The sequence below is a fragment of the Parabacteroides sp. AD58 genome, assembly GCF_023744375.2.
GTDB lineage: Bacteria > Bacteroidota > Bacteroidia > Bacteroidales > Tannerellaceae > Parabacteroides > Parabacteroides absconsus.
Map to the genome: position 1 here is coordinate 3,535,250 of NZ_CP146284.1, position 12,724 is coordinate 3,547,973.

At 41.0% G+C, this 12,724-nt stretch carries 9 protein-coding genes; 2 read left to right on the forward strand and 7 right to left on the reverse strand.

Annotation, left to right across the window (positions count from 1 at the left end; translation table 11 throughout):
• The first annotated feature begins 89 nt into the window (after positions 1-89).
• Positions 90-893, forward strand: coding sequence for an AraC family transcriptional regulator (locus NEE14_RS14960; RefSeq protein ID WP_251967464.1), 804 nt, complete (start codon positions 90-92; stop codon positions 891-893).
• 161 nt (positions 894-1,054) lie between these two features.
• Complete coding sequence (locus NEE14_RS14965; protein WP_251967463.1) at positions 1,055-2,362, forward strand: IS5 family transposase; 1,308 nt, start codon at positions 1,055-1,057, stop codon at positions 2,360-2,362.
• 540 nt (positions 2,363-2,902) lie between these two features.
• Here the strand turns inward: NEE14_RS14965 and NEE14_RS14970 are convergent.
• The 7 genes from NEE14_RS14970 to NEE14_RS15000 all read right to left on the reverse strand — a co-directional run bounded on the left by NEE14_RS14970 (position 2,903) and on the right by NEE14_RS15000 (position 12,544).
• The gene (locus NEE14_RS14970) at positions 2,903-4,045 is read right to left on the reverse strand and encodes a hypothetical protein (RefSeq protein ID WP_251967462.1); all 1,143 of its coding nucleotides are present in this window, start codon (positions 4,043-4,045) and stop codon (positions 2,903-2,905) included.
• Positions 4,046-4,135: 90 nt separating this feature from the next.
• Positions 4,136-6,619, reverse strand: a complete 2,484-nt coding sequence (locus NEE14_RS14975; protein ID WP_251967461.1) for a CHAT domain-containing protein — start codon at positions 6,617-6,619, stop codon at positions 4,136-4,138.
• A gap of 6 nt (positions 6,620-6,625) precedes the next feature.
• Positions 6,626-7,300 (reverse strand): hypothetical protein, encoded by a 675-nt coding sequence (locus tag NEE14_RS14980; protein WP_251967460.1) that lies wholly within the window; start codon positions 7,298-7,300, stop codon positions 6,626-6,628.
• A gap of 12 nt (positions 7,301-7,312) precedes the next feature.
• Complete coding sequence (locus tag NEE14_RS14985; protein ID WP_251967459.1) at positions 7,313-7,507, reverse strand: CHAT domain-containing protein; 195 nt, start codon at positions 7,505-7,507, stop codon at positions 7,313-7,315.
• Positions 7,508-7,771: 264 nt separating this feature from the next.
• Positions 7,772-8,374, reverse strand: a complete 603-nt coding sequence (locus tag NEE14_RS14990; protein WP_251967458.1) for a tetratricopeptide repeat protein — start codon at positions 8,372-8,374, stop codon at positions 7,772-7,774.
• A gap of 70 nt (positions 8,375-8,444) precedes the next feature.
• Positions 8,445-11,786: a CHAT domain-containing protein gene (locus NEE14_RS14995; protein ID WP_251967457.1), complete on the reverse strand. Its 3,342-nt coding sequence runs from the start codon at positions 11,784-11,786 to the stop codon at positions 8,445-8,447.
• Between the two features lie 551 nt (positions 11,787-12,337).
• Positions 12,338-12,544 carry a CHAT domain-containing protein gene (locus NEE14_RS15000; RefSeq protein ID WP_251967456.1) on the reverse strand — a complete coding sequence of 69 codons (207 nt, stop codon included), beginning with the start codon at positions 12,542-12,544 and terminating at the stop codon, positions 12,338-12,340.
• Positions 12,545-12,724: the final 180 nt, after the last annotated feature.

The window sequence follows — 12,724 nt, forward strand, 5'->3', positions numbered from 1 at the left end:
ACCTCTTAAAATATATCCGGATAAACATGTCTTTGATAGATGGTATAATAGCAGATGAAAAATCAGAAATCCGTGTGAAATATTTTCATATGGATGCATATTCACATGGAAAAGATGCCATAAGCATTGATAATGGTTTCTTTTTTGCATTAGTTATAAACGGAACAGCGGTCTTGGGTGATCTGTATCAATCCTATACGATTCGCAAGGGCGACCTGTTTATCCAGACTCCGAGTATGGGAAGTGTTCTTCAAGGCCGGCGAAGCGATTTCCAGTTAATCGGTATTTACATGGCGCCTGATTATTTCGACGGACTGTCTGACAGTCAGCCTCTCTATAATCAATTGACAAAATATTTGGGTGAAAACAGACTTCCTCTTTTTCATATAGAACTGTCTCATTTCCGGTATTTGCAAAAGACAATGCAGTTGTTTTCAGGAGACATGGACTTGTTTCATTTATATAAGAAAGGAATCATCCGAAATCTGTGTAATATGCTGTTGTTGCAAATGACAGATATACTTTGCCAGCAGAAAGAAAATGAAGCTTCCATGTATGTGAAGCACTCCAATGAAATATTTCTGCAGTTCCGTAGACTGCTGGCTTCGAATTACCGGAAGCATCATAAAATCCAGTTCTATGCAGACAAGTTAAACATATCTACTACCTATCTTTCCAGAATCGTTAAAAGAATAACCGGACGCACGGTTTATTCGCATATATCGGAACTGATTTGTGTGGAGGCGAAACGTCTGTTAGAATGTACAGATAAAGATGTAAAGGAAATATCCGATTTGTTGGGTTTTTCCGATCAATCGGCTTTTGGAAAGTTCTTCTTGAAAAAGATGGGACTTTCTCCGGTAAAATACCGGACGACGCGCCTGGATACTTAATAGGAAAAAGAGAATGCATTGAAAGGACGAAAAGAAAATCTGGATAAATAGTCGCCCCTTAAAAATGTTTTTATTTACTGGTATTCAGTAAATTAATCAATAAAAGTCTTTGATAAATCTGCAAGTTTCTTAAACTAAAGATAAGAAAACTTGCAGATTTTATGATTAAAAATACGAATAATAGCCCTTCCTTATTCAGCAGCCTGTCTGACATGCTGAACCAATCGCACCCGCTTTACCGGTTGGCGGACAAAATAGACTGGGGAAAATTTGAGACAGCTTTTCAACCTATGTATTGTCAGGACAACGGTCGTCCAGGCAAGCCGATCCGTTTAATGTGTGGTTTACTCATCCTGAAGCACCTTCGTAACCTGTCAGATGAGTCTTTGGTGGAACAATGGAGCGAAAACGTTTATTATCAGTATTTCTGTGGCATGCAGGAGTTCACTCCATCAGCCCCGTGTGCTTCTTCAGAGCTGGTCCATTTCCGCAAACGTATCGGTGAAAAGGGAATTGAACTTATCTTTCAGGAAAGCATCCGTGTGAATAATGAGGATGACGATGACCACCATCATGATACGGCCTTCATTGATTCTACAGTCCAGGAAAAGAATATCACTTACCCCACGGATGCGAAGTTGCATAAGAAGATCGTGAAAAAAGTTCTTGGCATTGTGAAAAAGCTGGGCCTTCCCCTGCGTCAAAGCTACACCTTTGTGCTGAAGGCGATCTGTCGTGATCAGCGTTTCCGGAACCATCCCAAGAACAGGAGAAAAGCCCTTATGGCAGACAGGCGTTTACGTACAATAGCCGGAAGACTGGTCAGGGAGCTGAAGCGTAATCTTAAAGGGAATCACGACTATGACAAATTACTCGAAATCTTTGAAACCGTTCTTTCCCAAAGACGTAATAGCCGGAAAAAGATCTATTCCATTCATGAGCCAGAGGTACAATGCATCAGCAAGGGAAAAGAACATAAGAAATACGAATTCGGCAACAAGGTATCCATCATACGTTCTGTCACAGGCATTATTCTTGGCGCCATGTCCTTCCGTAATGAATATGACGGGCATACCATCGGGTCTTCCCTGGAACAGGTGGAACGGTTAACCGGGCGGAAAATCAAACTACTGGCAGGTGACAGGGGATACAGAGGCAAAAAGGAAATTAACGGGACGAAGATTATGATTCCCGATGTTCCCAAGAAATCAGACAGCCGTTATCAGAAACAGAAAAAACATAAACTCTTCCGCAAGCGTGCAGGAATAGAACCGACAATAGGTCACTTAAAGTCGGATTACCGGTTAGGCCGCAACTTTTATAAGGGTGTGGTGGGAGATACTGTCAACGTGCTTCTGGCGGCAGCGGCATATAACTTCAAAAGAGCCATGAAAGCTCTTTGGTGCATGATTCATAAAATCTGCGAGATACTGTATCTGAACAATATCTCGCAAAAATGGGCTTTTTAAGGGACGACTAAATAAAAAACCGATTTGATCCGGCCAAGTTCACTGTTCTCGAATGTTTTTCTATACAAATCATAAATCTGTAAACGAATATTAGGTGTAATTCCAGAAATATTTTGGACCTTAATCATGCAAATTAAATTCTGCAATGTCTCCAATTTCTGCTTCAAAGCAGGCACCTGACATTTGTTCGTCATATAGAATGGAAGAACGACATTATAGGCTTTTCCCGAATTGTCATGTGGTTACATATTATAATTTTTTTCAAAGCCAACAATAATAAAGATGGCATGTGAAATGAAAAACTAAGTTCATTTATACATATCATCTTATTTTTTTGAATATTTACTGACTATCCCTATGTATTCAAGGTGTACTTTATTTAATGCTTATCATAAAGCCTTCCGATTCAATCAAACACTTACTAATGACTACTTGAAATGAAAATCAAAATTTTACCCAAACATGATATAAAAGGAGCTTTATCATTATTGAATTGGTCTCACATTTATACAAAATATTTTATAGTGCTTTGCTAGGAGTTCAAGGCATACCTCCGTTCGCATCGCCCTCCAAACCCAATTTATCAATAAGGTCTTTAGTGACTATATCAGCCGGAGCACGTAAAGTTGTAATGATCCATGACTTCGTGATTTCATCCCAACGTTGATTGGAAACAACCTGCCAACCAGCTGCAACCAAACTTTCTTTGGGCTCCATTTCTTTTCTACGCTTTCTGTCCTTCTTCCAGTTTTTCCGATACTGATCCGTAATGTCACAGGTTTCTTTTAGCGTAATCTCCAGTTTATACTCACCGGTTCCCCAACAGTCCTTATATTGGTCATGTTCATCCCGATAGCCCATATAAGAGCGAGGCACGATAAAACTTTCGCCCATTACCTTATAAGCAGATGGATCGTCTTTTTTCCGCGCATAACGTAAAAAGCCCTTCTCGTCAAGAATGCTTTTGTCTATCGGAACAGTAATCTTGAAATTTCCCAGTTCCTGATTTTTCTGCATGACAACCACATAATTGATCCATGAAGAAATCAGCTTAATATCCATATTCAAGGTGTAATTCTTGCGTTCCTCGAAAGAGAAAGGAATGTCATAGACCGAATTAGGCAAATTGGAACGGGTCGGACTGATGATAAGTGTATCGAGCACCAGCTCAAACTTGGAATGATTGATAATGTGGTAGATTTTCGAACGGTCGATATGACAGGAAATATAGAACACCGTATCATTGCCTTCCTTGCGCAAACATCCGATGCCGTCGAAACACATTCCTTTTGGATCCATAGCTCCATCCCAAGACCTTTCTCTATAAAAATCATTTACTTCCGAAACTGTACTGATCTTGATTTCATAGACATTTTCTTCCTCAACAGTCTTTTCCCATTCTTCCTTCAACCTAGAATTCCGGGTCACAAGTGCACCTATTGCGTTAACCCCCCAATCGATAAATGAAGTTACATATCCTGAAGCTATTCCTTTACCTGCATTCAAGGCCGCTGAACCCAAATCAGACAAGTAACTTCGGGAAGAACGCAATTCTGCTGATTGTTCAGCAATCTCATTCGACAAGTCGTCGCTTGTATAAATAAATGTCTGGTACTCTATCTCCTGAGCCATTACAAGAATAGAGCATAAAGAAAGACAAGCTGTAAGAATAATTTTTTTCATAATCAACAATTTTTTCAGTATGATATTTCTTTACAAATATATTATTTTTTATTATTCTTTTATATCTTTTTGAGCTTTATATATAAAATATCAAATTCCATCAATCAGGATGAAAGAAGCCCAATAGCAGGGTTGGCTGAAACTGATTTTATCTACTTGGACAGTCTTCCCGGCTCTACCGGGAGGTATGGGCTGCAGACGGTGGACAACAGGCTGTTCGATGACCGATGTACGCATCTTTTCCTGTGCTGATTGCAAGGCCTGGCATTTAGGCATTTTCTTCTTGATAAGATTTTCGTAGAAGAAAGACATCAGATATTGGGTAGCCTTGTCGTTTACCTCCCATAAAGACACCATAACCGAATTGGCTCCACCTTTCTTCAGTCCACGGGGCATACCTGACATTCCATCAACCGTCACTCTTCCCAATCCTGTCTGACAGGCCGACAAGACAAACAGATCGACTTTATGCAAGTTCAAGTCACATAGTTCACGAGCCGTCAGCACACCATCTTCCACCTTTTCATTCTCGGGCTTTTGCTTGGCGCATAGATTGGCTCCGGAAAGAACAACTCCGCACCGAAGCATGGAAAGGTCTTCGGAGATACTGTCCTTTGCATAAAGAAGCTGTGGAACTATCTGATAGTCGGAACAATAGCCATGTGTAGACAGATGCACCAGATTATGGGTCTGGATTTCATGCTTGATATTTCTTTCTGTTCCCTGAGAACGGCTCAGTATCCGACAGGAACCTCCTTGCCAGTAATGCCCGATACTGTCAATTTCCATCCTCGACCCTGTCAAGTAAGTGTATCTGCCGCCCACTACCGGAGGAAGCCGGTCGATATACAAGACTTTGCTTCCCCTACGGTCAGGGATTGTATCGACATACTCTTTTACCGAAGACTTGTCATCATAATCAAGACCGCCTACCAACAAAGGCGACCATGAAGTAACCTTTTGATGCTTTTCGCACAAGCGCCGGGAAGAAGATAACCGGTAAAATCGGCAATCTGGACGGTCGAATACCATATATTCAATCCCCAGCAAATAGAAAAGACCTTCCGGGACAAAATAGACGGAAGATTGAGAGGGCACATGTTTCAAAATCGGTTCCCATATTTTACGCCCCAACAAAGTATCAGAATATAATCTGTTCTTGTCTTCATTTCGCCGGGAATAAATGGCTTCTTTCACCGTACAGGACTTTCTGCCATTAGCCTGCAATTCCAAACGTTCGAATTCACCGGCGGAAAAAAGAGGGATAAATTGTGTGGAAACAGCCTTCCCCGCTACCAATGCAGCATAGCGGATAGAATCTTGATGGATGTACTGCACAAATTCCACCAGCCTATCTGAATTATTCTTCAAGGCTACTTTTATATCCTTCAAGCCTACCGTTAAATCTTTCCGATAAGCTTCGAACTCACTGACTTCTGCTATTAAATGCAATTCCAACCTCTCTGCTTCTTTTTCAAGTAAAATTCTATCCGGTATTTTAGCGGAACGTAGCTGCATCCTTAATTTCTTGAGGCGTGTATAATCGGCCAACAGTCTTGGATTCGCGGCAACTAGTTTCTGAAAATTGATATTGGCTTGCATCAAGACTGACTTGGAAAAGACAGCCACATCAAAAAGAAAATCTGGATCGGCAGTAGCAGTAGCATAGCACTCGGATAGCAATCTGTTATGAACATTCCAGAAATTCAGCCGTTCATCTTCTGTCATAAAAGCAAAATTCGCGAGTACATAATCCTTCTCTCCTTCAAAATATTTTTTAAACCAAGAGACTGATTCGCTGATATTTCCTTTCTTCAACAAGATTTCGGCCTTCTTTCTCAATGACACGAGATAATCAGGATGCGACTTTCCCAAATGTACCTTCTGCCACTCCAATGCCTGGCCTATATATAGAAGAGCTTTGTCAAAATCTTGAAGTTCGGCTTCGACAACTGCCAGATTTCCAGCACAGACGTATTTGTCGGACTTCTCGTCTGAATACATAGCATAGGCAGTTGAAAGTGCACTCTTTGCCTCGGCAAAACGATTTTCTACCCACAAGATATAACCTTTATTCTGGATGGCACTACGATACACGGAAGTATCTGCCAGTGATGTCTCAAGCACATCATCCAGCAAGGCGAGGGCCTTTTCAGGATTATTTAGTCGCATATAAGCGGAAGAAAGATTGATAATCTTGATTTCTTCACCCACACTGAATGTTTTTTCCTCCAATGCATCTATGACTTTCTGGTATTCTCCGGTAAGCAGCCACAAACCACTCAAATTCAACAACACCTTTTCTAGGTTTTCACCCCTTACAAGTTCGAGCAGACGTTCATTCCAGTGGATTGCTTGAGTATAGTTACCTGCCAGTTTGTAGCATTGTGCCAGAGGTTCGTACAATTTTCTTTTCTGTATCAGATTAATCGGCTTCACTTTACTATACCATTCAATGGCTTCCTCATAAAGTCCCATCTCCTGACATTGTTTGCCTTTGTCGAAGCAGCCAGCCTCCTGAGCCAATAAATTGCCGGCATATAAAAATATCCAAAGTAACACCCATTTTCTCATACGACATCAATTACCCACTATAATAACACTGATATCCTTATCCGACAAGTTTACCACTTCAATCGTATATTCCCCGAAGTTCTTCATCTCCCAGCACACTTGAGCAGAAGGTTTTCCTCCGGAAGAAACATCTTTCAACACTTGATTGTTCCTTACATCATTTACTGTTAGATTAATCATGCCGTCGGCCTCGGCCACAACAAACAATTCCTTGGGGCCTGAACCTTTTGTACAATAAGTACATTTGCTATGAGCTGCAATGGCACGCTGGGTATACCGACAGTCAAATTCTGAACGCAGCAACGATGCCTCCTCCAATTCCACCGGCTGTAAATCCATGGAAACCAACGTATCGACATACGAAGGCTCAAATTGAAGATGCTGTCCCAAAGGAATATCTCCGGGAGAAAGGTCTTTCAACAGACTGAAGCGGTCAAAAGCCGTAAGGCCTATTTTTTCTCCCTTGTAGACAAATAAACCTCCCGAACTATTATATTCTTCTGCATTGTATTCTTTTAGGCAATCGACCAGTTCATCAAGATTCTTGCTGGCCACTCCATAGCGGATTCTCAAACAATAATCCTTGAAAAGCTCCATTTTGGCAGATAAAGGAGCGGTCTGTGCCCCAAGCCAAACAGACAGATTACACAGACAAAACAAAAGGCAAATTATTCTTCTCATATATTTATAGATTTAATTTTCCATTCCATCAAGTATGACAAATACCGCCCAATAGTCGGGAGAACTATAGATTCCGTTTATGTATGCTTTCAGATACTGCTGGGCGTCCTTCAACGCTTTCTGTTTATCACCCATAGCAAACAAATTCTTGTAAAACTCTGTCATAAGAATCTGCGTAGCCTTGTCGCTTACTTTCCACAGGCTCATCACAATTGTATGTACTCCTCAATTTTTTCAATCCACGCTGTAAACTAAACACTCCTTCGGAGGTTATATCCTCCAAAGCTGTCTAGCCAGCGGAGAGCACAACTAGGTCAAGTCCTCTCAAATCAAGACGGGAAAGTTCTTTCGATGTCAGGATTCCATCCTCCATCTTTTTATCAAAGGAATCGGGATTCATCAAATAATCCCCTGCGGTCCGTAAGGAACAATCCACTGTTCGACAAGAAATAATCTTCCGGACTAACAGCATTAGAAAACTCCTGCCGGAGTCTGGTCTCTTTGATACTCCGTCGCCAATTCCAACTGAGCCCTTATATAAAACTCCGATTCCGTCCCCCAATTTAATCCTATGATGCGGAGGCTTTTCAACAAGACTGATTCCGCTTTTTGATTGTCATCCAGATACGAATAACACAAGCTGACCATGTTCAAAGAATTCCCATACCACAGGTTGTTTTTTCCAAAATATTGTTTTTCAAGTTCTGCTCCTTTCAGTACATACTCCAATGCTGCATCATAATCACCTTCAAAAAGTTTCTGTTGAGCCCAAGCACCATAACGATCACTTTCAACTGTAACCCTTTGATCAACACGTGGCAATCTATAAAACGGTGAAAGCTTTTCTGTCTTTTCGACATTTCCTAATTTGTAATAACAGCTTGCCAGCCAAATAACAGAATATTCCCGCCTCATGTACCCTTCGATCAATTCCGCTTTATCCAATTCATCACTTTTTTCAAAATAGGGTATAGCCCCCTCGTATTTCCCTTGCCCGTATAGATCAACACGCTTGTTGAAATAAAAATTAGACATCAGACTTTGAGCTGATGCCCCAAGTACAACATTTATCAAAAATCCGATCAATAACAGACACCTTCCCATATCTAGAACAAATTTACTTCGGTTAAACCTTACCTGACCATTATTCCAAGCCGTCAAGCATAATGAATGCCGCCCAATATTTCGGATCAGCATACTGCGAACCGGCCGAACGTAATTGTTTCACAGCTTCTACCAAGGCTTTATTTTTCGGCATTCCATTCACTATATTCTTATAGAATGAAGACATCAGTAGAGACGTAGACTTGTCACTGACTTTCCACGAAGCCATGACAATCGTATTAGCTCCGGCCTGTTTGAACCCTCGTTGAAGACCGAACACGCCCTCACCCGTAACCCTTCCTTCTGCGGTAAGGCAAGCAGAAAGGACAACCATATCGGTATGACTCAAATCCATAACAGCGATTTCTCTTGCCGAAAGGAAACCGTCATCCGACATTTTCAGGTCAGTGGCCAATTGTGTATTGTTCACACCGGCAAAACACACTGCAGTATTTTCCATCACCCGATCACCGTCTTTCAATGTAGCAGACAAACGCAATGATGGGATTTTATCCACTACAATTTCCGAGTCCAACAGATAAAGTCCATGTGTTGCCAGATGGATAAGCTGTGCGTCACTGCCGGAAAGTTTCTTAAAAGACTCTTCTGTGGCATTTTCTTCCTGATATAAATCCACATGTATCTGTTTCGATGACAATAACTTGTCAATATCCTTCACTTCTTTGTCACTTCCGGCCAGATAGGTCAGCTTGATCTGCCGTTCGCCACGGGCATCTACGTCATTCAGACTGACGTTGGTGGCATCGTATTCAATACCTCCATACAATACAGCCTTTGTCCATCGGCTAGGTTTCCTTTCCTTGGCCAATATACGGGTTGAAGACAGACGATACATATCGAATTTCTCTGCCATCATCAACAAATCATCGTATGGCATATATTCGACGGGAACTTTATGCAAGATACCGGTAGGCGAAAAATAGATACATTCGACACCTTCCATGAAAGGCCTTATCGGATTCCATATCTTGTTTCCGTTTTCAGCTGTCACCTGCATTATACCTTGTTGCATTTTATCATAAGTTGTTTTTTCTGTCAACGGAATAAAGACTGGTGCGTTCCATTCCTTTTTCAATAACAATGCTCCATACATGGCCACACTATCCTGTCGGCTATAATCAATGAATTCAATAGACAGATCTGTATCCTCCAAATGTTTCTGAACATCCATCCAGGTTACATTCAAAAATTCCGTATAGTCCCGGTAAGACTGAAGACATGACATCAATCCGGCTTCCAGTGTCTCCGCTTTCTTCTTTAATGTAGTTCTTGTCATTTCATCGATCGCAAGGTTGTTTACTAGTTCCCGCTTAATGACTTCCAGTTCGTCAAAGTCGGCCTGCAATTTGGCATCTCCGCTTTCACGAATCTGCCGTTCGCACAATAACGAAGAATTCAACAGTAATCCTTTGGAGAAAAGTGCCAGGTCGTAAACCTTCCCGGCAAATTGGGAAGGCTTCCCCACAGTATCCACAAATTTTCCGGCATCATAAATCTGCTGGCTAAACATTCTCCAGAAATTATTCCGTTCGCCTTCTGTCAGAGACGAAAAATATAGCTTGGAGTGACTGATGATGTCATCGGCCTGCAGCGAGTAGTACTTTTCGGCTTCCTTATGTTTTCCTAATCCCAACGCAATGTCAGCCAATAACATCGTGGTGTTGGTTCTCTCGGCAAAAAGGGCAGCACTTTCGAGATTATTTTCATTGACCAACAGGCTTGCTTTCTTATAGTCCTTAACAAAGAGATGGAAAGGAGCCAGACATTCCAGATAGACATCTTTCAACTCTTCGTTTTTCACATTTGCCCGGATAAGACTTTCACAACGGTCTATGGTCTGCAACATCTGATTCCATTGGCGGTTGAGGTAATATACAGAAGCCAAGTATTCCAATGATATAATATAATTCATATGCGACTCACCATAGGTTTTCTTCGTTTGGTCGACCAAGGTTTCGGCATCACGACAAAGCGTGGACAACAATTCTTGCGAATCGTCATGTACAAATTCCCCTTTATTATTTTGGCGGAGATCCATTTCGGCAAGCATGTTACCGATAATACCATGAGCTAGAACCTCCCAACTATCTTTCCCATTTTTCAAGCTTGGAAGCAAACCACGGCTCAAATCCACTGCATCAAGATATTTCCCCACTGAAGACAGGGCATCGATTTTATTCCGAACAAACTGATTATACTGATGCTCAGAAAGCCCGGTCAAAGCCAGACAAGAATCAGCCAGCTCTATCGATTTTCGGTACTCACCCACCATGTTATATAGAGAAGACAATTGGGTAAGCATATCAAATACAAGGGGGTGAGATGTCCCGAACCTTTGTTTACAGGAACTGATATTGTACAATAAATATCCGATTGTTTTCTGCTGATATTTGCTCCCGATTCCCAATACCAAAACAAACGGCAATCCTTGTTCCATTCCAATACTGTCGTTGCCGGATCTATACCCATCCATCAAATCGAACACTTGCCCTGCCAATTCATTGAATTTATCGTATTCATAATTTTTCTCGTAGGCATACGCCAAAGTAGCCAATGTAGCGACATCTTTCCCGTCATTCATCTTTTCAGCCAAAGCCAATAACCTTTTACGTTCATCATTATTTATATGAAAAGAATTACAAAGAGTAAGCAGCCGGAACACCATTTTAGGATCGCAGGAAGGATTTTGTTCCAAATAATCTAACAGACGTTGCATAGCCAGATTCATTCCGTAATAATCATTCAAACCAAAACAAGCCGTTGCCAGTCCATAAAGCACATCAGCATAGATATCCCCTTGTCCCTTTATTTTCTGCAAGGCAGATTTATAGAGCATGACCGCTTGCGGCCATCGTTCCAGACTTGAATTAATTTCAGCCCTGTCATACAAGACTCCAGCCAAGCCCTCGTCCGATCGCTTTCTCATCAGCCCCTGTACAATATTCAAGCAAGAATCTGCTTTCTCGTAATACCCTGCTATGCCATAAATGGAGGACAGGCGTCTTAGTTCCTTCCCGTGCGTTTCCGAACCATAACCATGTAACTTTTCAGCAATCCGGCAACAATCCTGCTGATACTTCAAGCTCAATTCATAATTCTTCAGATGAACAAAACAGACAGCAGCATTCTGCTCATTCAACAAATAAGCCATCGGAGTAGCATCACTCTTCATGAATTTGGACAAGGACTTTAGGGCCCACTCACGGGCTTCAACACATTTCTTCCATTGAGATTTACTTTCTAAATAATCGGCAAGTCCACGAGCACATGTAAAAAAAAATGGATCATGAAATGACTCGAACTTATGGGTAATCAGCAAGGATTTATACACATCAAAATAATTGACTCTTTCATCATTCATCTCGATAAAATAACTTTGCAATGTTATTTTTGAAAAGAACTCAACATAATTCTTAACCTTTACAGAATCACAATACAAATATCTATACAAAGTATCTACATAAGCTGTATAATCGTATGGCTTTTGTTTGGGGGAACAAAATTGCATACCATACCTGATCCGTAATGCACAATTTTTCAGACTATTTTCTACTGAAGAATCCGAAATTTGTGAAAACACGTAATTAAACGTGGTCATCAACAATACCAAGACCCATATTTTCCCATTTTTCATAAAACAGCAATTAACATTTTGTCGCTAATATAGCAATTATTATTGACAAGATATCAATTTATAAAATTAAAATTGTACTTTCACAACGCATCTATCTTCTTATTGCAAATGATCCAATAATATAAATGCAGCCCAATATTGAGGGGTATCATACTTGTCACTTTGATAAGAACGTAGAAAAGCTTGAGTTTCCAACAATGCATATTTCTTCTTTTCCCTTTGAAGCGAGGAAAGATAAAATTCAACCATCAAATATCGGTATCTACATCATTAACTTTCTATAAACTCATCATCAACGAATGTGCTCCCACTTTCTTGAATCCACGCTGTAATCCCATCACTCCATCGGTACTTATCTCTCCTAATCTGGTCTGACAAGCTGAAAGGACTACCAAATTTAAATATGACAAATCCAGTTTAGCCAGCTCACGGGCTGTCAAAATTCCATCCTCCACATCATCCGGACAGTCCCCACTAAGCACCATAGCTACTCCTGACAGAAAAAGTTCTGTACGGCTTAATGCCTAATCTTTATGATTTCGCAGCTCGTCCTGGAAAAGCCATACAACTTTGCCCCTTTTGGCCAAAAAAGAATTGCCCCCTTGGCCCACAATATGATAAACCCTTTAAAATTCCTGGTGATGGGGGCAATTTTATTTTACCCT

What these genes read in the sequence shown, in the direction of transcription:
- NEE14_RS14985 (WP_251967459.1), bottom strand. Translation starts at nt 7,507, where the DNA reads ATGAGCCTGTGGAAAGTAAGCGACAAGGCTACGCAGATTCTTATGACA.
- NEE14_RS14965 (WP_251967463.1), top strand. Translation starts at nt 1,055, where the DNA reads ATGATTAAAAATACGAATAATAGCCCTTCCTTATTCAGCAGCCTGTCT.
- NEE14_RS14970 (WP_251967462.1), bottom strand. Translation starts at nt 4,045, where the DNA reads ATGAAAAAAATTATTCTTACAGCTTGTCTTTCTTTATGCTCTATTCTT.
- NEE14_RS14980 (WP_251967460.1), bottom strand. Translation starts at nt 7,300, where the DNA reads ATGAGAAGAATAATTTGCCTTTTGTTTTGTCTGTGTAATCTGTCTGTT.
- NEE14_RS14975 (WP_251967461.1), bottom strand. Translation starts at nt 6,619, where the DNA reads ATGAGAAAATGGGTGTTACTTTGGATATTTTTATATGCCGGCAATTTA.
- NEE14_RS15000 (WP_251967456.1), bottom strand. Translation starts at nt 12,544, where the DNA reads ATGGTGCTTAGTGGGGACTGTCCGGATGATGTGGAGGATGGAATTTTG.
- NEE14_RS14960 (WP_251967464.1), top strand. Translation starts at nt 90, where the DNA reads ATGGATGCATATTCACATGGAAAAGATGCCATAAGCATTGATAATGGT.
- NEE14_RS14995 (WP_251967457.1), bottom strand. Translation starts at nt 11,786, where the DNA reads ATGAATGATGAAAGAGTCAATTATTTTGATGTGTATAAATCCTTGCTG.